Raw genomic sequence first — 24,318 nt, 5'->3', positions numbered from 1 at the left:
TATTGAGGCCATCATGAAAATCCGTGAGCTCGCCCAACACTGGGAAGAAAACGCCAAGGGTTGCCTGACCCAGACCGGCTACACCATTCACCTGGACGTGGAGGCCGCCGCACGACTGGCGGCGATCTGCGAGATGTACCCCAAGCGCCAACCCGAGGAACTGCTCGGCGAATTGATCGGGGCGGCGCTGGAAGAACTGGAAGCCAGCTTCCCTTACATCAAGGGCTCGCAAGTGGTGGCCACCGATGAAGAGGGTGACCCGCTCTACGAAGACGTCGGCCCGACCCCGCGTTTTCTCGCTCTGTCGCGGCGTCATCTGCATCAACTCTCCTCGCAGAATGACAAGTCCAAGCACTAATTTTCTTTAGGAGCGGGGCTGCGATCTTTCCCAGACGCCAGGTCAAAAGATCGCAACCTTCGCCAGTTCCTACACGCGTCCCCCACAAAAAACGCACGGCTCCTACGCCGGGAATACCGCTACGCGCCTTGAAAGTTCAGCTTTTCTGGCGCTGACCAATCAGTCAGCAAAACTTTTGGCGATTGGCCATCCTCGCTGAACTTTTGAAAAACGCCTCAGGTCACACCGAGTAACCATACTGGAACGGTCGTTTAAATAAACGCGCCCCGGCGCCAGCGCCGAAACAGACGTCCCGGCTTCGGTCCCAGCATGGATCTGTAGTTTTTTCAGGAGTTTTCCAATGGAGTTGAAGCCTATGAATACCTGCACTGCCAAACCCTCATCCACTGGCCTGCGCGGCCTGAAGTTGGCTGCCCTGGCTATCGGTAGCAGCTTCATCCTCGCCGGTTGCGCCGGCAACCCGCCCTCGGAGCAGTACGCGGTGACCCAATCGGCGGTCAACAGCGCCGTCAGCGCCGGCGGTACCGAATTCGCCGCCGTGGAAATGAAGTCGGCCCAGGACAAGCTCAAGCAGGCCGAGATCGCGATGCACGACAAGAACTACGAAGAAGCCAAGCGTCTGGCCGAGCAGGCCGAGTGGGACGCCCGCGTCGCTGAGCGCAAGGCCCAGGCCGCCAAGGCCGAACAGGCTCTCAAGGACTCCCAGAAAGGGGTTCAGGAACTGCGTCAGGAAGGCATGAACAAGCTTCAGTAAGCCGTTCACGCCGCGACGTACTTCTCATTGATAAAAGGACGACAGACTATGATGCACAAACACTTGATGATCCCCGCCCTGCTGGCCGCCTGCGTCTCGCTGGCCGCGTGTTCCACAGATCCGAACGCTAATCTGGAACAGGCCCGTACCAACTACAACGGTCTGCAGGCTGACCCGGCGGCGACCAAGGTTGCGGCTCTGGAAACCAAGGACGCCGCCGACTTCCTGGCCAAAGCCGACAAGGCTTATATGGACAAGGAAGATGAAGCCAAGGTCGACCAGTTGGCCTATCTGACCAACCAGCGCGTGGAGGTGGCCAAGCAGACCATCGCCCTGCGCACCGCCGAAGCCGAGCTGAAAAACGCCGGTGATGAACGCGCCCGCGCATTGCTCGAGGCCCGTAACGCGCAGATCAAGCAACTGCAAGACAGCCTCAACGCCAAGCAGACCGAACGCGGCACGCTGGTGACCTTCGGTGACGTGCTGTTTGCCACCAACAAGTCCGAGCTGCGTTCCAGCGGCCTGGTCAACGTGAATAAACTGGCCCAGTTCCTCCAGGAAAATCCCGACCGCAAGGTGATTGTCGAAGGTTACACCGACAGCACCGGTTCGGACTCCTACAACCAGTCGCTGTCCGAGCGCCGCGCCAGCTCCGTGCGTATGGCTCTGGTGAAAATGGGCGTCGACCCGGCGCGCATCGTGACCCAGGGTTACGGCAAGGAATTCCCGGTAGCGGACAACACCAGCGTCTCGGGCCGTGCCATGAACCGTCGGGTCGAGGTGACCATCTCCAACGACAACCAGCCAGTCGCCCCGCGCTCGACCATTAGCGCCAACTGATCGGCTGACTGCAAGCAAAAGCCCCGCCTGACGTGATCAGGCGGGGCTTTTTTATCGGCCAACACATTTCCCTTGTGGGAGCGAGCTTGCTCGCGATAGCGGTGGGTCAGTCAATGCAGTTGCAACTGGTCCACCGCTATCGCGAGCAGGCTCGCTCCCACAGGGAAATTGAGGCTGGGTTATGGCTCAAGCTTCTGCGGCGTCTCCTGCCCCATGCAGCGCACCGCACGCTTCTTCTCATTGATCAGCACGCCGGTCAGGCCTTTCTGTTCGGTGTCGAACAGCACCAGTACGCCATCGATGCACTGGGCAACTTGTGGAGCCGGCTCCAGGGCGACTTTGTAGTCTTCGCCCGGCACGGTCTTGAGCATGGTGAACTCGTTGAGCAGCAACGCATCCTCGGGCTTGGCGAAGTGCAGGTAGCCGTAGTACCAGAGCACCGCGACGGTGCCGAGGATGCTGCAGATACCGGTGATGATCAGGGGGATGGCGTTACGTTCTTCGCTCATTGCGGGCTCTCTGAAGATTCAACGGATGATTTCGGATAATTCGGGATCTCGCCCAGGCGGCGCAGGCCGTCAAAGTGCCAGGGGTCGTCGAGATAGCGCAGCATCACCGTTCGCCAGACCGGGTCGGCGAATGTCTGCACATGCCCACCGCGAGTCAGTTGCAGGACCCGGGGCGGCGGCGCAGCTTGATACAGACGGATGCCGTTGGAAAGAGGCACGATGGGGTCATCGAGGCTGTGGTAGATCAATTTCGGTACGCCCTTCAATTGCGCCACCGAACCGATTGCACTGTCACCGTCGGGCACCAGCCAGGACAGCGGCACCTGCAATGCCCAGGTCAGCCATGAAGTACTCAGGGCGAAACGCCCTACGTCGCGATAACTGGCGGGCACGCCATCGAGCACCAAGGCCTTGAGTTGCGGCTGACGCTCGGGATGATCGGCCAGGTAATGCACCGCCAGCGCGCCGCCCAGGCTCTGGCCGAGCAGCACCAGAGGCTTGCCTTGAACCTGTGGCGCCTGGTCGAGCCATTTGAACGCCGCGTCGATGTCCTGATAGATCGCCGGCAGGCTCGGCTCGCCTTCGGAGCGGCCGTAACCGCGGTAATCCACCATCAATACCTGGTAACCCTGCTCGGGCAACCACCAGCTCCCCCCCAGATGCCAGGCCAGGTTGCCGCCGTTGCCGTGCAAGTGCAGTACCGTGCCCTTGACCTCCACCCCTGGTTTGACCGGCAGCCACCAGCCGTGGAGCCTGACACCGTCGGCGGTGGTCAGGGTGACGTCGCGGTAGTCGAGCTTGGCCCGTTCCGGGGTAAAAGGCAGGCCGCGTTCGGGGTAGAACAGCAGGGAACTGCAACCGCTCAGGGTCAGCAGCAGGCATAAGATGCCGAGGGTTCGCATCCGGTGAAACCTCGCAAGTCAGAAGTGAAACGCAGTCCCCCCTGTGGGAGCGAGCTTGCTCGCGATAGCGTCAGTACAGTCAATACGGCTGTGACTGGCCCGCCGCTATCGCGAGCAAGCTCGCTCCCACAGGGTGCTCAAAGGATATTGGAATAATCCGCTTCGATCCGGTCCAGGCTCAGGTGGTTGAGGAAGTTGGAGAAACACATCCAGGCCGACAGCGCGTTCATGTCGCGGAACTGTTCCGGCAGGTATTTGGGCGGCACGACCAGGCCTTCGTCCACGAGTTGGCGCATCGTGCGCATGTCTTCAAGGGTGGTTTTACCGCAGAACAACAGCGGCACCTGCTCCAGCTTGCCTTTGCGTACGGCCAGCTGAATGTAGTTGTAAACCATGATGAAGCCCTTGAGGTAGGACAAGTCTTTGGTGAATGGCAGACCCGTCGGCACCGAACCACGGAAAACCCGGCTGGCGTTGCCGTAGCTTTCGCCCATCTCAAAGCCCTGCTCACGGAAGAACTCGTATATCTGCAGAAAGTCCGCCCCCTCCTCCACCATGTGAATGGCCCGGGTGCGATTGGTCAGCTTGCGCAGGCGACTTGGGTAAGAGGCGAAGGTAATGATCTCCATCAGGATCGCCAGGCCTTCCTGGGTCACCGTGGACGAGGGTGGCCCCTTGGACAGGAAGGTGCAGATCGGCTGATTCAGGCCATTGAGGGTGGTGCCGACGTGCACCAGACCTTCATGGACTTCCAGGGCCCGAACGTCACGGTCGTTGAACATCGCATCGGTGCGAATCTTGATGTAATCGGCGCCAGCCGCCGCATCGGCCACGATCCCGTCGGACTCGAACACCCGGATGGTTTCCTCGGCCTCGCCAAAGACCCGGTTGAGGCGATGCTGCAGCAGGCTGACAGCGTCCTGGGCGGTCAGAATCTTCGGCTCATCCTTCAGATCGCCACGGCCGTCAATGTTGTTCAGGTAATCGGACAGCATCAAGCCCAGGTCAGCCAGGGTCGGGTCGCCGGCATGGAACGCATCGGAGGCGGCACCATACAACTCCTGGGAGATCAGCCCGAAATCCTCGGTGCCGCGTGCTTCGAGCATGCGCACCACCATGCGGTATTCCTTGCACATGCGACGCATGATCTGGCCGACCGGGTTGAACTGCCCGAGTTGACGGGTGATGTCGCGTTCGATGTTCTGGAATTCGAGTTTCACTTTGCTGGAATCGAACGACAGGGGCCGGTTGAGGTAATAGTCGCGGTCCACGGCGGGCATTTCCTTGCCCTTGGCCTTGAGGAAACCCTTGCGGATGCTTTCGTCCCACTTTACTGCGTCGAGAATGCGAATCGGCGTTTGCGCCAGCACAATGCGATCGGACAAGGTGCGTATCGTCTGCTGGTAATCGTCCACCCGGAACTCCTGTGAAAAAACGTCCGCTTGTTGCAATTATTGGGATTTGACCAGCCGCTGGTAGCGCACGGCCTCCGAGAACACATCGGAGTTGGCCGGGTCGTCGAGGTAACGGAAAACCGTCCCCATGTCGCTGTCCACCAGCACGCCGTCACCTTCTTCGCTCTGGTTCGGCTGGCCACTGAGGATCTTCTGGCTGATGGCCTGGTTGATCTGATCCATATCCAGGTTGTAGATCACCAGTTCCTGCTTGTCGGTCAGTTCAAAACCGGCGATCACGAAATGCCCTCCAAAGCGGGCCGGCACCTTGGCCGACAGATACCAGCGGCTGCCGTGACGGGAGACGGTCACCGGGATGGCTTCGCGCTCCAGAGGCCTGGCCCTGAAGTAGGTGACGGCTTGATAACGGCGGGGGCCCACTTCGACCAACTCCAGATTGAGCGGCTCGCCCCAGGCGTTGGTACTGGTCCAGTGGCCGACCAGCCCTTGGGGCGCGGCTTCGCTGTCGGGCAACGGCGCCTTGAAGGACACCAGGCAGCCACTGAGCAGCAGCAACGACACGGCCATTACAACGGCACGCCAGGCTTTCATTTGAACTCCCTATGGCATACGGCGCCTAGTCTTTGTGAGGAGCCTTTGTGGCGAGGGAGCTTGCTCCCGCTTGAGTGCGCAGCGCTCACAAAAGGGGCCGCTACGCAGCCCAGCGGGAGCAAGCTCCCTCGCCACATGTGGTGCTCCTGAAAAACTAAACCGACGCCAATACCAGATGCATGTAGCGGGTCAGGATGCCGAGCATTTCTTCTGCCGCTACCGGCTCGGCGCCATTGAGCAAGCCTTGATATTCCATCCGTCCGATAATCGCCGTCAACACTTTGGCATCCTGCTGGGGTTCACGCGAGCCCAAAACCTGGAAAAACTGACAAGTGCCGTGCAACAGGATCTGCTGGTGAGAGCGCACCAGCTCCGCCAGGCGCGGGTTGAGCAGCGCTTCCTGACGAAAAGCCTGTTCCGCCATCAGGTATTCGCGCCGGCTGTGCAATTGATGCTGCACGTAGTCGGCGGTCATCCGGGCGATGTCGTCCGCCAGCTGCGAGCGGGATTCGGCGCTGCCGTCTCCGTAGGCAACCATCTCCCGCAGCAGGCCTTCATTGTTGGTCCACAACTTGGCCATGAACGCCGCGCTGCGCTCCACGTACTGGGCGAAGGTATCGGTCAACAGGTCATCGATGTCCTTGAAATAATAAGTCGTGGCCGACAGCGGCACACCCGCTTCGGCGGCCACGGCGCGGTGGCGTACCGCCCGCACACCATCACGCACCACAATGCGCATGGCCGCATCGAGAATCTCCTGGCGACGCTGTTCACTGCCCTGCCGGCTGGCCTTGCGACCCTGGTACTGAACACTTTCAGCGACAGCAGTGGCGACGCCCGCCGCACCTTCTGGAGCCATTACACGATTCACGACAGGTCTTTCCTCGCTATTTCAAAATTAACCAATTGATACGTTTGTACCAGACAGGCAATAAAAAGCCGCCTGTTCGAGGCGGCTTTTTAATTGAAACACTTACGCTTGGGGCCGCATGTGCGGGAAAAGAATGACATCCCGGATCGACGGTGAGTTGGTCAGCAACATCACCAGGCGATCGATGCCGATGCCTTCGCCGGCCGTCGGCGGCATGCCGTACTCAAGGGCGCGAACGAAGTCGGCATCGTAGTGCATGGCCTCGTCGTCGCCGGCGTCCTTGTCGGCCACCTGGGCCATGAAACGCTCTGCCTGATCTTCTGCGTCGTTGAGCTCGGAGTAGGCGTTGGCGATTTCGCGACCACCGATGAACAGCTCGAAACGGTCGGTCACGCTTGGGTTCTCGTCATTGCGACGGGCCAGCGGCGACACTTCGAACGGGTACTGGGTGATGAAATGCGGCTGCTCCAGCTTGTGCTCGACCAACTCTTCGAAAATCATCACTTGCAGCTTGCCCAGACCCTCGAAGCCGAGCACCTTGGCGCCGGCCTTCTTGGCGATGGCGCGGGCCTTTTCGATGTCCTGCAGGTCGGCCGCGGTGATGTCCGGGTTGTACTTGAGGATCGAGTCGAACACCGACAGGCGCACGAACGGTTCGCCGAAATGGAACACCTTGTCGCCGTACGGCACGTCGGTGGTCCCGAGCACCAGCTGCGCCAGTTCGCGGAACAGCTCCTCGGTCAGGTCCATGTTGTCTTCGTAGTCGGCGTAGGCCTGGTAGAACTCGAGCATGGTGAACTCGGGGTTGTGCCGGGTCGAAACGCCTTCGTTACGGAAGTTGCGGTTGATCTCGAAGACTTTCTCGAAGCCACCCACCACCAGGCGCTTGAGGTACAGCTCTGGCGCGATACGCAGGAACATTTCCATGTCCAGGGCGTTGTGGTGGGTTTCGAACGGCTTGGCCGCCGCACCGCCGGGGATGGTCTGCAGCATCGGCGTTTCGACTTCAAGGAAGTCACGCTTCATCAGGAAGCTGCGGATGTGGGCGATGACCTGCGAGCGCACGCGGAAGGTCTGGCGCACGTCTTCGTTGACGATCAGGTCGACGTAACGCTGACGATAGCGTTGCTCGGTGTCGGTCAGGCCGTGGTGCTTGTCCGGCAGTGGGCGCAGGGACTTGGTCAGCAGGCGCACGTTGGTCATTTCGACGTACAGGTCGCCCTTGCCGGAACGGGCCAGGGTGCCTTCGGCGGCAATGATGTCGCCCAGGTCCCAGGTCTTGACGGCGGCCAGGGTTTCTTCCGGCAGGGTCTTGCGGTTGACGTAGACCTGGATGCGCCCGGTCATGTCCTGGATCACCATGAACGAACCACGGTTGAGCATGATACGACCGGCCACCTTGACTGGAATCGCCGCCTCGGCCAGCTCTTCCTTGGTCTTGTCCGCATACTGCTTCTGCAAGACGTCGCAGTAGGCGTCGCGGCGGAAGTCGTTGGGGAAGGCCTGGCCCTTGGCGCGCTCGGCAGCAAGCTTTTCCTTGCGCAGGGCGATCAGGGAGTTTTCTTCCTGTTGCAGGGCTTGCGGGTCGAGTTCTAGGTCGCTCATGTCTTTAAAGATTCCATCACAGGTTCGTTGCCCCCGGCCCCGGGCCGGAGTTTGCGGCCAGGCCTCGCTCCTGGTTGGAAGCGTGCCTGTCCGCCGCATGGGGGTCGCGTTACAGCCCTTGTTTGAGGCTGGCGATCAGGTATTCGTCGATGTCGCCGTCGAGCACCTTGTCACAGTCGCTGCGTTCGATGCTGGTGCGCAGGTCCTTGATCCGCGAGGCGTCAAGTACATACGAACGGATCTGGTGACCCCAGCCGATGTCCGACTTGGTGTCTTCCAGGGCCTGGGACGCCGCGTTGCGCTTCTGCACTTCCTGCTCGTACAAACGGGCCCGCAGCATTTTCATCGCGGTGTCTTTGTTCGCGTGCTGGGAGCGTTCGTTCTGGCAACTGACCACGGTGTTGGTCGGTACGTGGGTAATCCGTACGGCCGAGTCGGTGGTGTTAACGTGCTGGCCACCGGCCCCGGAGGAACGGTAAGTGTCGATGCGCAGGTCCGACGGGTTGATGTCGATTTCGATGTTGTCATCGATTTCCGGCGAAACGAACACCGCCGAGAACGACGTGTGACGACGGTTACCGGAGTCGAACGGACTTTTGCGCACCAGGCGATGGACGCCGATCTCGGTGCGCAGCCAGCCAAAGGCGTATTCGCCCTTGATGTGCACGGTGGCACCCTTGATTCCGGCGACTTCACCGGCCGACAGTTCCATGATGGTCGCGTCGAAGCCGCGTTTGTCGGCCCAGCGCAGGTACATGCGCAGCAGGATGTTGGCCCAGTCCTGGGCTTCGGTGCCGCCGGAACCGGCCTGGATGTCCAGGTAGGCGTTGTTGGCATCCATCTCGCCACTGAACATGCGCCGGAATTCCAGCTTGGCCAACGCCTCCTCGAGGCGTGTCAGCTCGGCGACGACATCGCCGACGGCACCTTCATCGTTTTCTTCGACAGCCATGTCCAACAGGTCGCGGCAGTCGGCCAGGCCGCTGGACATTTCATCCAGGGTCTCGACGATCTGCGCCAGCGCAGCGCGCTCGCGGCCCAGTTCCTGGGCGTACGACGGGTTGTTCCAGACATTCGGATCTTCAAGCTCGCGATTGACTTCGGTCAGACGCTCATGCTTTTGATCGTAGTCAAAGATACCCCCGAATAGTTTCGGAGCGCTCGGACAGGTCCTTGATGGTGTTCAGGATCGGGTTGATTTCCATGGCGGGCAGCACTCGTTGGCGAACTTTTGAAAGCCGGCGAGTATAACGTAATCAAGCGCCAGCGGCAGCCCGCCTGGCGGCTTTAGGGACACCAATTCTTGTGGCGAGGGAGCTTGCTCCCGCTGGGCTGCGCAGCAGCCCTAAAAAAACACAGCTCAGTCAACTGACTCACCGAGTTATCTGGTTTAGGGGCCGCTACGCGCCCCAGCGGGAGCAAGCTCCCTCGCCACAAGAACTCTCCAGCCGGCCGGACGCACTACTCGATACCCACCCGATTACGCCCATTGTGCTTGGCCGTGTACAGCCCTTTGTCCGCCGCCGAAATCAGCTGGCGGCAATCGCCACCTTGCTGTGGCGTGAAGGTCGAGACGCCAACGCTGACAGTCAGGTTCGCCCCCTCATGAGGCGTGATGTGGGGGATGTTCAGGGCAACGACGCTCTGGCGCAGCTTTTCGGCCATCAACCGCGCGCCGCCAGCCGAGGTGCTGGGCAAGACCAGGGCGAACTCCTCGCCGCCGTAACGGGCCGGCAGGTCGGACGGACGACTGCACGCATCACGGATCGCCGTGGCGACCTTGCGCAGGGCTTCGTCCCCCTCCAGGTGGCCGAAATTGTCGTTGAAGGACTTGAAGTAATCCACGTCGATCATCAACAGCGAGAGCTGGGACTGGTCCCGCAGCGCCCTTCTCCACTCCAGCTCCAGGTATTCATCGAAGTGCCGGCGGTTGGACAGCCCGGTCAGACCGTCGGAATTCATCAGCCGTTGCAGCACCAGATTGGTGTCGAGCAGTTGCTGCTGGCTGACCCGCAGGGCGCGATAGGCCGCATCGCGTTGCAGCAGCATCATGTAGGACCGCGAGTGGTAGCGAATGCGCGCCACCAGTTCGATGTTGTCCGGCAACTTGACCAGGTAATCGTTGGCCCCGGCGGCGAACGCCGCGCTTTTGACCAGCGGGTCCTCCTTGGTGGACAGGACAATGATCGGAATATCCCGGGTCGCCGGATGGTTACGGTATTCGCGCACCAGGCTCAAGCCATCAAGACCGGGCATCACCAGGTCCTGGAGGATCACCGTTGGCTTGATGCGGACCGCATGGGCGATGGCCTGGTGTGGGTCGGCGCAGAAGTGAACGTCGATGTTCTCTTCATTGGCCAGCCCGCGCCGCACCGCCTCGCCGATCATCGCCTGGTCGTCGACGAGCAAGACCATGGCCGCGTTCTCGTCACGCTTGAAATCGTCGAGCTGTAAATCACTCATGGGAACTCACCTGAATACGGCTGGTGGACAAGGCTGCCGGGGTTCTTCATTGGGTAAAAATCTCCACTAACCGTGGCGCTATATGGTCCAGCGCAAGAATCTGCGCAGCCGCGTCGATGGCCGCGGCCGCTTTGGGCATGCCGTACACCGCGCTGCTCTGCTGGTCCTGGGCGATGGTCAGATAGCCCTGCTGGCGCATGAGTTTAAGCCCTTGGGCACCGTCGCGGCCCATGCCAGTGAGCAAAACGCCTACCGCGTCACCGCTCCAGAAGTGGGCGACGCTCTCGAAAAATACGTCGATGGACGGCCGGTAGATCTCGTTGACCGGCTCGGCGGTGTAGGCCAGGGTGCCGTTTTTCAATAGGCGCAGATGGTGGTTGGTGCCGGCCAGCAGCACCGTACCGCTTTGCGGCGGCTCGCCGTGCCGGGCCAGGCGCACCTGGTGGCCTGACGCACTGCTCAGCCATTGGGCCATGCCCGCAGCAAACACCTCGTCCACATGCTGGACCAGCACAATGGCCGGGGCGAAATGACGGGGCAGGCCCTTGAGCAGGATCTCCAGCGCGGCCGGCCCACCCGCCGACGACCCGATGGCAATCAGGCTATTGCGTGACACCGACATCCGCTGCGCAGCCGGCGCAGCGCGCTCACCGTGATTGCGCTCACCGATCAGCCAACCGATGTTGGTGATCTTGCGCAGCAGCGGTGCCGCCGCATCCGCGGGGTTGCCCACCCCCAAGGTAGGGGTATCAACCACATCCAGCGCGCCATACCCCATGGCTTCGAACACCCGGTGAACGTTCTGCTGGCTGTCACCGGTGACAATCACAATGGCGCACGGGGTTTCGGCCATGATCCGCCGGGTCGCCTCCACGCCATCCATGATGGGCATGAGCAGGTCCATCAGAATCAGGTCCGGGGTGTATTCGGCGCAACGCTGAACCGCCTCGGCACCGTTGGCGGCCACCCAGACCAACTGGTGCGCCGGCTCGAAAGCCAGGGCACGGCGCAGGGCTTCGACCGCCAGGGGCATGTCATTGACGATGGCGATCTTCAAGCGCGTGCTCCTCCGATCAATTCGACGACGGCATCAAGCAAGGCGTCGTCATGGAAACTGGCCTTGGCTAGATAATAGTCAGCGCCGGCATCCAGGCCACGGCGACGATCTTCTTCACGATCCTTGTAAGACACCACCATCACCGGCAGCGACTGCAGACGGTTATCGCGCCGCAACAGCGACACCAGCTCGATGCCGTCCATGCGCGGCATGTCGATGTCGGTGATCAGCAGGTCGAAATCCTCCGCTCGCAGCGCGTTCCAGCCGTCCATGCCGTCCACGGCCACCGCCACGTCATACCCACGATTGAGCAACAGCTTGCGTTGCAGCTCGCGCACGGTCAGGGAGTCGTCCACCACCAGGATCCGCTTGCGCGGTGTCTGCGTCTGGTTCTGGCGGGCGATGCGTTCCAGGCGCCCGGTGTCGAGCAACTTGTCCACCGAGCGCAGCAGGTCTTCGACATCGACGATCAGCACCACCGAACCATCGTCCAGCAAGGCCCCGGCGGAGATGTCCTGGATCTTGCCCAGGCGTTCGTCCAGGGGCAGGACCACCAGCGTGCGCTCGCCGATGAACCGTTCGACCGCCACGCCGTAGATGGCCTCGCGCTCACGGATCACCACGACCTTGAGCGCCTGGCTGCTGTTCTGTGATGCCGGACGATTGAGCAACTGACTGACGGCGACCAGCCCGACATGCCGCCCTTCGTGCCAGAAGTGCTGGCGCCCTTCGACCTGCACAATGTCCTCAGGAGCGAGATCGCACATGCGCTCGATGTGAGCCAGGGGAAAGGCGTAGGCTTCACCGCCGACTTCCACCACCAGGCTGCGCACCACTGAGAGCGTCAGCGGCACCTCAAGATGGAAGCGGCTGCCCTCGCCCGCTGTCTGCTCCAGCACCACCGCGCCGCGCAACTGCCGGACCATATGCTGGACGGCGTCCAGGCCGACGCCGCGCCCGGACACTTCAGTGACGGTGTCGCGCAGGCTGAAGCCGGGCAGGAACAGGAACGTCAGCAGTTCCTCTTCGCTCAAATTGGCTGCGGTCTGCTCAGGGGAAAGCCCTCGTTCGACGACGCTGCGCCGCACCCGCTCCAGGTCCACACCGGCGCCGTCGTCCGCCAGTTCCAGCACCAGCAGGCCAGCCTGATGGGAGGCGCGCAAGCGGATCAGGCCTTCGGCGGGCTTGCCGGCCAGCACCCGTTGCTCCGGAGATTCGATGCCATGGTCCACGGCGTTGCGCAGCAGATGGGTCAGCGGCGCTTCGAGTCTTTCCAGCACGTCGCGGTCGACCTGGGTTTTATCGCCCTCAATCTCCAGGCGCACCTGCTTGCCCAGGCTGCGCCCCAGGTCACGGACCATCCGGGCCTGGCCGGATAGCACATCGGCAAACGGTCGCATGCGACAGGCCAGCGCCGTGTCGTACAACACCTGTGCTCGCTGACCGGCCTGCCAGGCGAACTCGTCCATCTCCGCGGTTTTCTGCGCCAGCAATTGCTGGGTTTCGGCCAGCAAGCGGCGGGCGTCGTTGAGCGCTTCCTCGGCCTGCAAGCTCAACGCGTGTTCCTTGAGGTGCACATTCAGCTCTTCCAAGGCCCGCAAGCCGTTGCTCTGCTGGCGCTTGAGCCGTTGCATCGTCGCCAGCCAGGGCTTGAGGCGCTGGGTTTCCACCAAGGATTTACTGGACAGGTCCAACAGGCTATTGAGGCGCTCGGCGGTGACCCGCAAGACCCGCTCGCCCCCTTCGGTGACCCGCTTACCCTTGGGCAGCGGTTCCGTTGCCGCGAGCGGTTCTGCCTCGGCCGGCTCAACGCGAAAAGCCTCCGCTTGCATCTCGATTCGCGGCGACCCGGCAGGCGTGCGCGCAGCGGCAGGATCGAGCAGTTGCCCCATCAACGCCACATACGCATCGACGTCCTGGGCTCCGATGCTGTTGCCTGGCGTGGCAATTCGCGTCAACAGGTCGGTGCCTTGCAGCAAGGCGTCGATGTGCTCGGCGCGCAGGACCAGACGGCGCTCCTGGGCGCTGACCAGGCAATCCTCCATGACATGGGCCACGCTGACCCCGGCGTTCACTCCAACGATCCGCGCCGCGCCCTTGAGGGAATGGGCCGCGCGCATGCACGATTCAAGATAATCGGCCTGGGTCGGGTCGCGTTCCAGGGCCAGCAGGCCGGCGCTGAGCACCTGAGTCTGGGCTTCGGCTTCCAGGCTGAACAACTCCAGCAACGAGGCGTCACGCATTTGATCAGGGGTCATGACAGGCTCCGGGTCATGGCGGACAACAACTGTTCTTCGTCCAGCCAGCGCAGGCTGCGGCCCTTGAACTTCAATACGCCACGGGTGTACTTGGCCGCCGATTGCGAGGCCGCGCCCAGGACGCGCTCATCAATGGCGTGAATGCCGTCCACCTCGTCCACCGGCACCACCACCGGACCGCCCTGGGCCGCGACGATCAACATGCGCGGCATGACCCGCGCGCCGGCAACCACTGCCCCGCCGGGTTCCAGGTCCAACAGTTCCACCAGCGACAGGCAGGCCACCAAGGCCCCGCGCACATTCGCCACGCCCAACAAGGCCCGCGAACGCTGGTGGGGCAGCGAGTGAATCGGCTGCAACGGCGCCACTTCCACCAGACTGCGGGTGGTCAGGCCCAGCCACTCTTCGCCCAGTCGGAACATCAACAGCGATCGTGTGACGATATCGGTGTCCAGCGGCGCGTGGGCCAAGTCCCGGTCGTCGTGCTGCAAGGTGTAGCGATCGAGCAAACGGGTGGCAGCCGCCGAATACACCGCGCAGTTGCGGCAGTGAATATGCTCGGCCAGCAACGGACAGGATTTATCGCCATGCACCCCGATGCGATTCCAGCAATCGTCGATGGCCTGGGCATCGTCATGGGTCAGGTTGTCATTAGCCGAACCACTCATTGTTTACGCTCACTGTCAGCCATGCGCCCGCTGCGAGCGGCGCGGTCCTGCAATCGACGGGCACCGGCCGCGTCTCCCTGGGAAGCCAGCAACGCCGCCAGATGCACCAGGGCCTCGGCGTGTTGCGGTTCAAGATAGAGCGCCTTGCGATAAAAACCCTGGGCCTCAAGCGCGCTACCGGCCATGTCACTGAGCAGCCCCAGCCAGTAGAACACTTGGGCCGCCGGCGCATGATTGCGCAGGTACTGCTGGCAGGCCGCACGGGCTTCGGCGCTTTTGCCAGCATTGGCCAGCGCCGCGATATTGGCCAGTAAGGTAGTGGCGTCGCTGTTTTTCGGCTCAGTGATCGGAGCCACGCTTGCTGCGAACGGCCGGGGCCGGACCACCGGTGGAATGACTCGAGGCGCGACCTGGCCAAGCGGCAGCGGAGTCGACATCAACGCGGGCACTGGCTGTGGCTGCGGGGCACCTTGGCGACTGAAAGCGAACGACTGGGCAATCCCGATTGAACGCATGCCCAACCGCCCCAGCAAACTGCCCTCGGCGGGGCCGATAAACAGCACGCCGTCCTGGTGGGTCAGGCGCTTGAGCACCTCGAACACCTGCTGCTGGGTCGGCTGGTCGAAATAGATCAGCAGATTGCGGCAGAACACAAAATCGTAAGGGGCCTCGTTCACCAGCAAGGTCGGATCCAGCAGGTTGCCCACTTGCAGACGCACCTGTTCACTCACCCGCTCGCTGAGGCGATACCCCTCTGCCTCGGCGCTGAAATATCGCTCGCGAAAGCCGAGGTCGGCGCCACGGAACGAGTTCCTGCCGTAAAGCGCTTGCCTGGCACGTTCTATCGACAGCGGACTGACGTCCAGCGCGTCCACCTTGAACTGATGCGGTCCCAGGCCCGCGTCGAGCAACGCCATGGCAATGGAGTAAGGCTCTTCGCCAGTGGAGCAGGGCAAGCTGAGGATGCGCAGCGCACGCAGGTGCTTGATCTCGGCCAGACGCTTGATGGCCAGCCTGGCGAGGGTGGCGAAGGACTCGGGATAACGGAAGAACCAGGTCTCCGGGACAATCACCGCTTCGATCAGCGCCTGTTGCTCCTGGGCAGAATGTTGCAGGCATTGCCAGTACTCATCTGCCGTACGCCCAGGCACGGCAATGATGCGCTGGCGCACGGCCCGCTCGATGATGGCGGTGCCGACGGAGGTGACATCCAGGCCGATGCGCACCTTGAGAAAATCGAAAAACCGCTGGTCGCTGTTCATGCCCGTCCCTCGAGGTTATCGAAGTTCAAGGGCGGCGTGGGAAACAGCACGGCACGGACCGACTCGTCGAGCAGGTCATTGACCCGCACCCATTGCAACAGGCCTTGCGCGTCTTCGCGCACCGGGCCCAGGTACGGCGCCTGTGGGTTATCCAAGCCATAAGGTCGGAAATCCGCCGGATCGCAACGCAAGGTGTCGGTGGCCTGTTCCAGAATCAGCCCCAGAACCTGCCCCGCCTGCTGCGCGTCGGGTCGGTAATGCACCAGCACCAGTCTCGTACTGGTACGCGTCTGGGCGCTCTGACCGAAGGTCAGCGTGCACAGATCGATCACGGGCACCACCGCGCCGCGCCAGGCAAACACCCCCGCCACCCAGGACGGTGCCTGGGCAATCGGTTTGAGGGGCAAGCGCGGCAGCACTTCCACCACATCGATGGCTTGCAGGGCGTAGCGTTCGTTGCCGATGCAAAACACCAGGAACAACGACTGACGGGCCGCCGACACGGCGCCACGTCTGGCCTCGAACTCGCTCATCAGACTTTGAAACGCGAGACGCCACTGCGCAGCCCCACGGCCACCTGGCTCAGTTCATCGATGGCAGAACTGGCCTGGCGCAGGGACTCCACCGTCTGACTGCTGGCATCGCCCAATTGCACCAGGGCATGGTTGATCTGCTCGGCGCCGGTGGCCTGGGCCTGCATACCTTCGTTGACCATCAACACCCGCGGCGCCAGCGCCTGTACCTGGTGGATGATCTGCGACAGTTGCTCGCCGACCTGCTGCACCTCGGCCATGCCACGGCGCACTTCTTCGGAAAACTTGTCCATGCCCATCACTCCAGCGGATACGGCGGACTGGATCTCGCGCACCATCTGCTCGATGTCGTAGGTCGCCACGGCTGTCTGATCCGCCAGGCGCCGAACCTCAGTGGCGACCACGGCAAAACCGCGGCCATACTCTCCCGCCTTCTCGGCCTCGATGGCGGCATTGAGGGACAACAGGTTGGTCTGGTCGGCCACCTTGACGATGGTCACCACCACCTGGTTGATGTTGCCGGCCTTCTCGTTGAGGATCGCCAGCTTCGCGTTCACCAGATCCGCCGCGCCCATCACCGAGTGCATGGTTTCTTCCATGCGTGCCAGGCCTTGCTGGCCGGAACCGGCCGCCACCGAGGCCTGGTCGGCGGCGCTGGAAACTTCGGTCATGGTGCGCACCAGATCCCGGGACGTGGCGGCAATTTCCCGAGAGGTCGCGCCGATCTCCGTAGTGGTAGCGGCGGTTTCGGTGGCCGTGGCCTGTTGCTCGCGGGAGGTGGCGGCGATCTCGGTGACCGAGGTGGTGACCTGCACCGAAGAGCGCTGGGCCTGGGACACCAGCGATGTCAGCTCGGCCATCATGTCGTTGAAGCCGGTTTCCACCGCACCGAACTCGTCTTTACGCGCAAGGTTCAGGCGCCCGCTCAGGTCGCCGCTGCGCATGATGCCGAGGATTTCCACAATGCGGTTCATCGGCGCCATGATCGCGCGCATCAACAACAGGCCACAGAGCATGGCAATGAGCACCGCCACGAGAAACGACAGCCCCATGGCAACTTCAGCGGCGGTTACCGACTGACTGATGGTCAGGGCGGCTTTTTCCGCCAGCTCCCGGTTGCGTTCGATGATCTGGTTCAAATGCCCGCGACCGTCGAGCCATGCCGGCGTCAGCTCCTTCTCCAGCGCCAGCTGTGCCCCTTCGAAATCCTTGCGTTCATACAGGTCCAGAACCTTCGCCAGGGCCTTGTTGAAGTCCTGATGATTGACCTCGAATTCGTCGAAGGAGACTTGGTCGGCAGGGTCCTGGATCAGCTTTTGATAGTGCTGGATTTCCTCGCGCAGATGCTGCTCGTAGCCCTGGTAGAGGGCCTTGTCCTCGGCAGTGATTTCCCGCTGGCCCGAGAGGCCGACGATCTGCTGGGTCTTGACGTAGCTGTCGACCCAGCCACCGCGAATCATGGAACTGTAATACACCCCCGGCACCGCGTAGACGCGTACTTTTTCTTCGCTGGCCTCGATCCTCAATAACCGCGAATACGTGACGACCACCATCAGCAGCATGATGGCGATGATCACCGCAAAACTCGCCAGGATGCGTTGGCGCAACGTCCAGTTCTTCACAGTACAACCTCGGGCATTTTGAAATGCTGGGGAGTATAGCCGAGGGCGACGTTGCGGCTGTATGGCGGTGAGGAAGGAGTTTGGTGATTCGCTCAGCTGTTCAAACAGCTCAAGCCAGGCATCAATGTGGCAGTCGATGCAAAAGTTCTATGGGAGCGAACCTGCTCGCGATTGCGGTGCATCGGTCAATAATAGTGTCGACTGACATACCGCTATCGCGAGCAGGCTCGCTCCCACAGGGGGTGATATTTACCTTGGGGTCAGGCCTGACTCAAAGAGACGCCTGACGTACCTGCTTCTCCAGCTCAGTCTTCAACCCCGGCTCCAGTTTGAGCTGGCGCGCCAGTTCATCGAGGTAGGATTTCTCCATGAAGTTTTCCTCATCCACCAGCATCACACTGGCGATGTACATCTCGGCGGCCATTTCCGGCGTGCTGGCGGCCCGGGCGACATCGGCGGGGTCCAGGGGTTTGTTGAGCTCGGCGTGCAGCCAGTGTTGCAGCTCCTGATCGTTGTCGAGCTTGGTGAACTCGCCTTCGATCAACTGCTTTTCACGCTCGTCGACGTGGCCATCGGCCTTAGCCGCTGCCACCAGGGCCGTGAGGATCGCCTGGCTGTGCTGCTCGACCTGGGCCGGGGGAAGACGATCCAGCGTCTGCGGTTCAGTTTTCGGCGCACTGCCCTGCTGGGCTTGCCAATTGCCATAGGCCTTGTAGGCGATCACGCCCAATGCCGCCAGACCACCATAGGTCAGGGCCTTGCCGCCAAACTGGCGAGCCTTCTTGTTGCCCAGCAACAGGCCCATGGCTCCGGCGGCCAGCGCCCCGCCACCCGCGCCGGAGAGCATCCCGCCCAAATTGCCAGCACCACCGCCGAGCAAACCGCCCAGGCCGCCGGATGACTTGCCTTGGGAGCCGCCAGCCTTGTTCTGCAACATTTCCTGACCGGACTTGAGAAGCTGATCGAGCAATCCACGGGTGTTCATTTGCTGCCTCCACGCATTCGGGTAACCGGATCATTAAGGCAATCAGCCTAGTTCGAAAGTGCCCGAGTCTGTCGGTGAGAGTGCTTCGAGATGTTGCTTGCCAATTTTCCTGTGGCTGCGGCGAACCCGATAAAACGATATAGACTCGAATCAACTGAAAAACCGCAGCAAAAACAGCTTTGACGAGGGCTTGGACATGCAAACCAAACTGCTGATCAATGGTCACCTGGTGAACGGCGACGGGCCCGGCCAGGCCGTGTTCAACCCCGCGCTCGGCCGGGTGCTGGTGGAAATCAACGAAGCCAGCGAAGCTCAGGTCGATGCCGCCGTGCGCGCGGCCGACAGTGCCTTCCAAAGCTGGTCCCAGGTATCGCCCAAGGACCGCTCCCTGCTCCTGCTCAAGCTGGCCGACACCATCGAAGCCCACGGCGAAGAACTGGCCAGGCTCGAATCGGACAATTGCGGCAAACCTTTGAACGCCGTGCTGAACGACGAGATCCCGGCAATTGCCGACGTGTTCCGTTTCTTTGCCGGCGCCAGCCGTTGCATGAGCGGCTCGGCGGGTGGCGAATACCTGCCGGGGCACACGTCGATGATCCGCCGCGATCCGGTGGGCGTGATCGCCTCCATCGCGCCGTGGAATTACCCGTTGATGATGGTCGCCTGGAAAATCGCCCCAGCCCTGGCCGCCGGTAACACCGTAGTGCTCAAACCCTCGGAGCAGACTCCACTGACGGCGTTGCGGCTGGCGGAACTGGCGTCGGAAATTTTCCCCGCGGGTGTACTCAACGTGCTGTTCGGTCGTGGTCAGACGGTCGGGCAACCGTTGGTCACTCACGCAAAGGTGCGCATGGTTTCGCTGACCGGCTCCATCGCCACAGGCGCGAACATCATTTCCAGCACCGCCGACAGCGTCAAACGCACCCACATGGAACTGGGCGGCAAGGCCCCGGTGATCATTTTCGACGATGCCGACATTGACGCAGCCGTGGAAGGCATCCGCACCTTCGGTTTCTACAATGCCGGCCAGGACTGCACCGCTGCCTGCCGCATTTACGCCCAACAAGGCATCTACGACAGGTTCGTCGAGAAACTCGGTGCGGCGGTGGCCAGCATCAAATACGGTCTGCAAACCGCCCCGGACACCGAGATGGGTCCGCTGATCACAGCCCAGCACCGCGACCGCGTTGCCGGCTTTGTCGAACGGGCCATCGCCCAGTCGCATATTCGCCTGATTACCGGTGGCAAGGCCGTGGACGGCAACGGATTCTTCTTTGAACCAACGGTATTGGCCGACGCCCAGCAGGACGACGAAATCGTGCGCCGCGAGGTTTTTGGGCCGGTGGTGTCCGTCACGCCGTTCATCGACGAAGCGCAGGTGCTGGCCTGGGCCAACGACTCGGACTACGGCCTGGCGTCTTCAGTCTGGACCGCCGACATCGGCCGCGCCCATCGCTTGGCGGCACGCCTGCAATATGGCTGCACCTGGGTGAACACCCACTTCATGCTCGTCAGCGAAATGCCCCATGGCGGTCAGAAACGTTCCGGTTATGGCAAGGACATGTCGATGTATGGACTGGAGGACTACACAGTAGTGCGGCATGTGATGTTCAAGCATTGAACCAAAGAACGACTACCACGGCCGGACGGCAGAGTCTGGTCGTGGCGGTTCAAGTGTCATGACGGCACTACCAACGCCACTGAGGGAAAATAACTTCGGTAGCGTTTGGCATCACGAGTGAGCAAAGGCAGGCCATTCACAGCCGCATGGGCACCGATAAAAAAATCGGCCAGCACGTTATTTTTTCCGCCTCCTACTGGCTGATGTGAAACCAGAAAGATGGATAAAGGCGCAATCCGAGCTCTCTACGAGCTGATCCGCACTCATTCAAAACCTCGAAACACTGCGCATCGCATCCATCAGGCAACGCATGGCGATCCGGTCGTTTTCCGACAGTTCGCGATAGCGTTCCACCAGTCTTAGTTCGTCCATGCTGAGCGGCCGGGTCCGGCGCGCGCTCGTCAAGCATGGAAGGATCCCCAGCAATTGGGTGATGCCCTGTATTTTTGTCATTGAGCCTTGTCCTTCTGTACGTCGAATTGACCGATAGCACCTGCTGAATCCGCGGGTTCAACCTCTATCACGCTAAAGGATAGGGAGGATTCACACCGTGAACAGGGAGTTTTAGAGTAATTAGTCAAAAAATGCAGAGTTACCCGTTAAAAAAGGAAATATCTGTAAGGAAATTTAACTAAACCACGCTTTCCTCTCTCTCCCGTGCCACGTATCCCCTATGATTTTGCGCCTCGGTGAACCGATCCAGCTCTCAGGTATCTGTTCTAACGTCCGTCGCGTTTGGCCAAAGGCATGTCCGAACTTCTTTACCAGTCTCTGTTGCCAGGAAAGGCTCGGGATTGTTTCCAGAAAGGTTGTATTTATGCACCGCAGGAATCTGCTCAAGGCGTCCATGGCTTTCGCTGCCTACACCGGGCTTTCGGCCTCAGGGCTTATGGCCGCACGCGCCTGGGCTGCTGACCGGACCGCCGACGGCGAGGCCCGTCCTTTCGATTTCAATGGGTTGAAAGAACAGGCCCGGGAACTGGCCAAGAGCCGTTACGTCGACACCAAGCAAGTTTTGCCGCCGACACTGGCGATGATGTCCCCGCTGCAATTCAACGCCATCCGCTACGACGCCAACCACTCGCTGTGGAAGGAGCTGGACGGTCAACTGGACGTGCAGTTTTTCCACGTCGGCATGGGCTTCAAGCAACCGGTGCGCATGTACAGTGTCGATGCCAAGACCCGCATGGCCCGTGAAGTGCACTTCCGCCCGGAGTTGTTCAACTATGAGAAAACCACGGTCAACACTTCGCAGTTGACCGGTGACCTGGGCTTCTCAGGGTTCAGGGTGTTCAAGGCGCCGGAGCTGGACCGGCACGATATCGTTTCGTTTCTGGGGGCCAGTTATTTCCGCGCCGTGGACAACACCGGCCAGTACGGATTGTCGGCCCGGGGCCTGGCCATCGACACTTACGCCAAGAAGCGTGAGGAATTCCCGGACTTCACCAAGTTCTGGTTCGAAATCCCGGACAAGAACAGTACCCGTTTCGTGGTCTACGCCCTGCTCGACTCGCCCAGCGCCACCGGCGCCTATCGTTTTGACATCGATTGTCAGCCCACCCGCGTCGTGATGGAAATCGATGCGCACATCAATGCCCGTACCGCCATCGAGCAATTGGGCATCGCGCCGATGACCAGCATGTTCAGCTGCGGCACCGTTGAGCGGCGCATGTGCGACACCATCCACCCGCAAATTCACGATTCCGACCGGCTGGCGATGTGGCGCGGCAATGGCGAGTGGGTTTGTCGCCCGCTGAACAACCCCGCCACCCTGCAGTTCAACGCCTTCGCCGACAACAACCCCAAAGGCTTCGGCCTGGTGCAGACCGATCACGACTTCGCCAGCTACCAGGACACCGTGGACTGGTACAGCAAGCGCCCGAGCCTGTGGGTCGAACCGACAACGGCCTGGGGCGAAGGCTCGGTCGACCTGCTGGAAATTCCTACGACCGGTGAAACCCTGGACAACATCGTCGCCTTCTGGACGCCGAAGAAGCCGGTCGCTGCCGGTGAATCGCTGAACTACGGTTACAAGCTCTATTGGAGCGCCTTGCCACCGGTGAGCACCGAGCTGGCCCAGGTCAACGCGACCCGTTCAGGCATGGGCGGCTTCATCGAAGGCTGGGCACCGGGCGAGCACTACCCCACCGTCTGGGCCCGACGTTTTGCCGTGGACTTCAACGGCGGCGGCCTCGATCAGCTCCCCCCAGGCACCGGTATCGAACCGGTAGTGACCTGCTCCCACGGCGAAGTGAAGGACTTCAACGTGCTGGTGCTCGATGCGATCAAGGGTTACCGGATCACCTTCGACTGGTACCCGACCGACGATCGCGTGGACCCGGTGGAGATGCGCCTGTTCCTGCGCACCAATGACCGGACCTTGAGCGAGACCTGGCTGTACCAGTACTTCCCGCCGGCGCCGGATAAGCGTAAATACCCTTGATCCTTGCGCGTCAGGGATGACGCCATTGCGAGCAGGCTCGCTCCCACAGGGTGGGGTGTGGATCACAAATTCTGTGAACAACACCAATCCACTGTGGGAGCGAGCCTGCTCGCGATGAGGCAAGTACAGACGCCGTACCATCCAGCCAAATAAACAAAAGCCCCGGCCAAAACGACCGGGGCTTTTTGTTTCAAGCTAACCCTTAATCGCGCAAATCCGACTCATGAATCGGCTGGTCCCGATGCGTGGCTCTCTGATACTGCGCTGGCCACGTGGCCTTGCGGCCCCCCAGGTCATCATCGGCATGCAACGCCCAGTACGGATCACGCAACAGTTCGCGGGCCAGGAAAATGATGTCGGCCTGGCAGGTCCGCAAGATGTGCTCGGCCTGGGCCGGTTCGGTAATCATGCCGACAGTGCCGGTGGCGATTTCCGACTCCTTGCGCACCCGTTCGGCAAAGCGCGTCTGATACCCCGGACCGGTGGGAATTTCCGCATTCACAGCGGTGCCGCCCGATGACACATCGATCAGGTCCACCCCCAGCGCCCTGAATCGCCGCGCCAGCTCCACGGTTTCATCCGGGTTCCAGCCATCCTCGACCCAGTCGGTGGCTGATACGCGCACGAACACCGGCAATTCCTCAGGCCATACCGCCCGGACCGCTTCGGTCACCTGCAGCACCAGCCGGATGCGATTCTCGAACGAGCCGCCGTATTGATCGCGCCGCTGATTGCTCAAGGGAGACAGGAATTGATGCAGCAGATAGCCGTGGGCTGCGTGGACTTCCACGACTTTGAATCCGGCCGTCAGGCTACGTTTGGCCGCCTCCACGAACGCCTGGATGACACCGGCAATCTGCCCCTCGTCCAGTTGGATCGGCTGGGTGTGCTGCGGATCGAAGGCAATCGGCGACGGGCCGACCGGAACCCAGCCGCCCTCCTCCGGTTTTACGCTGCCATGCTTACCGAGCCAGGGTCGCCAGGTGCTGGCCTTGCGTCCGGCGTGGGCCAGTTGAATGCCGGGCACGGCCCCTTGGGCGGTGATGAAGCGGGTGATGCGTTGCAGGGGGCCGATCTGTTCATCGTTCCACAACCCCAGGTCCTGATCAGTAATGCGACCGTCGGCAGTGACGGCAGTGGCTTCGGTGAACACTAGGCCGGCACCGCCCACGGCGCGGCTGCCGAGGTGTACCAGGTGCCAGTCATTGGCCAGGCCATCGGCACTCGAATACTGGCACATCGGCGACACCGCGATGCGATTGGGCAGGGTCAATTGACGAAGGGTATAGGGTTCCAGCAGCAGACTCATGGGGCACCTCTCGAATCAGTGGGCAGGCTCCAGGGTTCTGTTTGAAAAGTCGACGAGTGACAAAAGGTGCAACACCCGCCCCCGCGGGCAAAGAAATCCGACAAGACGTCACAAGGGCTATCAAGCAGTGCTTAGAGCCTAGTCGACAACCTGGGAGGCGGGAGGGTTCAGAACTTAAAAATCGACGGTGTGACGCAATGGTGTACCCCTGTGGCGAGGGAGCTTGCTCCCGCTGGGCTGCGAAGCAGCCCC

22 protein-coding genes are annotated in these 24,318 nt (G+C 61.5%); 5 read left to right on the top strand and 17 right to left on the bottom strand.

The window, feature by feature from the left end:
* Window positions 1-13: 13 nt before the first annotated feature.
* The 3 genes from PSH91_RS05365 to PSH91_RS05355 all read left to right on the top strand — a co-directional run bounded on the left by PSH91_RS05365 (window position 14) and on the right by PSH91_RS05355 (window position 1,952).
* Window positions 14-358, top strand: a complete 345-nt coding sequence (locus PSH91_RS05365) for a hypothetical protein (protein ID WP_047227533.1) — start codon at window positions 14-16, stop codon at window positions 356-358.
* Window positions 359-698: 340 nt separating this feature from the next.
* A complete protein-coding gene (locus PSH91_RS05360) occupies window positions 699-1,112 on the top strand; it encodes a DUF4398 domain-containing protein (protein WP_047227532.1) in 414 nt (137 codons plus the stop codon).
* A gap of 51 nt (window positions 1,113-1,163) precedes the next feature.
* Window positions 1,164-1,952, top strand: a complete 789-nt coding sequence (locus PSH91_RS05355) for an OmpA family protein (RefSeq protein WP_305468505.1) — start codon at window positions 1,164-1,166, stop codon at window positions 1,950-1,952.
* Window positions 1,953-2,131: 179 nt separating this feature from the next.
* Here the strand turns inward: PSH91_RS05355 and PSH91_RS05350 are convergent, their stop codons facing one another.
* From PSH91_RS05350 to PSH91_RS05280, 15 genes are all read right to left on the bottom strand, one after another.
* On the bottom strand, window positions 2,132-2,461 hold the full coding sequence (locus PSH91_RS05350; RefSeq protein ID WP_047227531.1) for a hypothetical protein: 330 nt from the start codon (window positions 2,459-2,461) through the stop codon (window positions 2,132-2,134).
* Complete coding sequence (locus PSH91_RS05345) at window positions 2,458-3,363, bottom strand: alpha/beta hydrolase (RefSeq protein WP_076386204.1); 906 nt, start codon at window positions 3,361-3,363, stop codon at window positions 2,458-2,460. The genes PSH91_RS05350 and PSH91_RS05345 overlap by 4 nt, the downstream gene beginning before the upstream one ends.
* Before the next feature lie 137 nt (window positions 3,364-3,500).
* Window positions 3,501-4,778 carry a flavohemoglobin expression-modulating QEGLA motif protein gene (locus PSH91_RS05340; protein WP_047227529.1) on the bottom strand — a complete coding sequence of 426 codons (1,278 nt, stop codon included), beginning with the start codon at window positions 4,776-4,778 and terminating at the stop codon, window positions 3,501-3,503.
* A 36-nt stretch (window positions 4,779-4,814) separates the two neighbouring features.
* A complete protein-coding gene (locus PSH91_RS05335) occupies window positions 4,815-5,369 on the bottom strand; it encodes a hypothetical protein (RefSeq protein ID WP_076386205.1) in 555 nt (184 codons plus the stop codon).
* Window positions 5,370-5,523: 154 nt separating this feature from the next.
* On the bottom strand, window positions 5,524-6,240 hold the full coding sequence (locus PSH91_RS05330; protein ID WP_047227527.1) for a TetR/AcrR family transcriptional regulator: 717 nt from the start codon (window positions 6,238-6,240) through the stop codon (window positions 5,524-5,526).
* Window positions 6,241-6,342: 102 nt separating this feature from the next.
* Window positions 6,343-7,845, bottom strand: a complete 1,503-nt coding sequence (gene lysS / locus PSH91_RS05325) for a lysine--tRNA ligase (RefSeq protein ID WP_107321556.1) — start codon at window positions 7,843-7,845, stop codon at window positions 6,343-6,345.
* Window positions 7,846-7,954: 109 nt separating this feature from the next.
* Window positions 7,955-9,050 (bottom strand): peptide chain release factor 2 gene (gene prfB, locus PSH91_RS05320; protein WP_107321555.1). Its coding sequence is split into 2 segments (ribosomal slippage): window positions 7,955-8,977 and window positions 8,979-9,050, totalling 1,095 coding nucleotides; the frame shifts between segments, so codons are not numbered across the junction.
* A gap of 256 nt (window positions 9,051-9,306) precedes the next feature.
* Complete coding sequence (locus PSH91_RS05315) at window positions 9,307-10,308, bottom strand: diguanylate cyclase domain-containing protein (protein WP_047227524.1); 1,002 nt, start codon at window positions 10,306-10,308, stop codon at window positions 9,307-9,309.
* A gap of 46 nt (window positions 10,309-10,354) precedes the next feature.
* Window positions 10,355-11,365: a chemotaxis response regulator protein-glutamate methylesterase gene (locus PSH91_RS05310; protein WP_107321553.1), complete on the bottom strand. Its 1,011-nt coding sequence runs from the start codon at window positions 11,363-11,365 to the stop codon at window positions 10,355-10,357.
* The gene (locus tag PSH91_RS05305; RefSeq protein ID WP_305467518.1) at window positions 11,362-13,623 is read right to left on the bottom strand and encodes a hybrid sensor histidine kinase/response regulator; all 2,262 of its coding nucleotides are present in this window, start codon (window positions 13,621-13,623) and stop codon (window positions 11,362-11,364) included. Before PSH91_RS05305 ends, PSH91_RS05310 begins: the two co-directional genes overlap by 4 nt.
* On the bottom strand, window positions 13,620-14,291 hold the full coding sequence (locus PSH91_RS05300) for a chemotaxis protein CheW (protein ID WP_047227521.1): 672 nt from the start codon (window positions 14,289-14,291) through the stop codon (window positions 13,620-13,622). The genes PSH91_RS05305 and PSH91_RS05300 overlap by 4 nt, the downstream gene beginning before the upstream one ends.
* Window positions 14,288-15,553 carry a protein-glutamate O-methyltransferase CheR gene (locus PSH91_RS05295; protein ID WP_047227520.1) on the bottom strand — a complete coding sequence of 422 codons (1,266 nt, stop codon included), beginning with the start codon at window positions 15,551-15,553 and terminating at the stop codon, window positions 14,288-14,290. Before PSH91_RS05295 ends, PSH91_RS05300 begins: the two co-directional genes overlap by 4 nt.
* Window positions 15,550-16,086, bottom strand: a complete 537-nt coding sequence (locus PSH91_RS05290) for a chemotaxis protein CheW (protein WP_305467516.1) — start codon at window positions 16,084-16,086, stop codon at window positions 15,550-15,552. Before PSH91_RS05290 ends, PSH91_RS05295 begins: the two co-directional genes overlap by 4 nt.
* Window positions 16,086-17,708 carry a methyl-accepting chemotaxis protein gene (locus PSH91_RS05285; protein WP_076386211.1) on the bottom strand — a complete coding sequence of 541 codons (1,623 nt, stop codon included), beginning with the start codon at window positions 17,706-17,708 and terminating at the stop codon, window positions 16,086-16,088. The genes PSH91_RS05290 and PSH91_RS05285 overlap by 1 nt, the downstream gene beginning before the upstream one ends.
* Before the next feature lie 271 nt (window positions 17,709-17,979).
* A complete protein-coding gene (locus PSH91_RS05280; protein WP_047227517.1) occupies window positions 17,980-18,693 on the bottom strand; it encodes a tellurite resistance TerB family protein in 714 nt (237 codons plus the stop codon).
* A gap of 196 nt (window positions 18,694-18,889) precedes the next feature.
* On the opposite strand from PSH91_RS05280, the gene PSH91_RS05275 reads away from it, so the two are divergent.
* On the top strand, window positions 18,890-20,314 hold the full coding sequence (locus tag PSH91_RS05275) for a gamma-aminobutyraldehyde dehydrogenase (protein ID WP_047227516.1): 1,425 nt from the start codon (window positions 18,890-18,892) through the stop codon (window positions 20,312-20,314).
* Between the two features lie 267 nt (window positions 20,315-20,581).
* Here PSH91_RS05275 and PSH91_RS05270 read toward each other — a convergent pair whose 3' ends face one another.
* Window positions 20,582-20,767, bottom strand: a complete 186-nt coding sequence (locus tag PSH91_RS05270; RefSeq protein WP_047227515.1) for a hypothetical protein — start codon at window positions 20,765-20,767, stop codon at window positions 20,582-20,584.
* 364 nt (window positions 20,768-21,131) lie between these two features.
* On the opposite strand from PSH91_RS05270, the gene PSH91_RS05265 reads away from it, so the two are divergent.
* Window positions 21,132-22,757: a glucan biosynthesis protein D gene (locus PSH91_RS05265; protein ID WP_047227514.1), complete on the top strand. Its 1,626-nt coding sequence runs from the start codon at window positions 21,132-21,134 to the stop codon at window positions 22,755-22,757.
* A 202-nt stretch (window positions 22,758-22,959) separates the two neighbouring features.
* On the opposite strand, the gene PSH91_RS05260 is transcribed toward PSH91_RS05265, so the two are convergent.
* Window positions 22,960-24,066, bottom strand: a complete 1,107-nt coding sequence (locus PSH91_RS05260) for an NADH:flavin oxidoreductase/NADH oxidase (protein ID WP_047227513.1) — start codon at window positions 24,064-24,066, stop codon at window positions 22,960-22,962.
* Between the last annotated feature and the right edge of the window lie 252 nt (window positions 24,067-24,318).

This window comes from Pseudomonas sp. FP1154, assembly GCF_030687245.1.
Taxonomy (GTDB): Bacteria; Pseudomonadota; Gammaproteobacteria; order Pseudomonadales; family Pseudomonadaceae; genus Aquipseudomonas; species Aquipseudomonas rhizophila.
The sequence above is the reverse complement of the archived record's forward strand: the minus strand, read 5'-3'. Positions and strand labels throughout refer to the sequence as shown.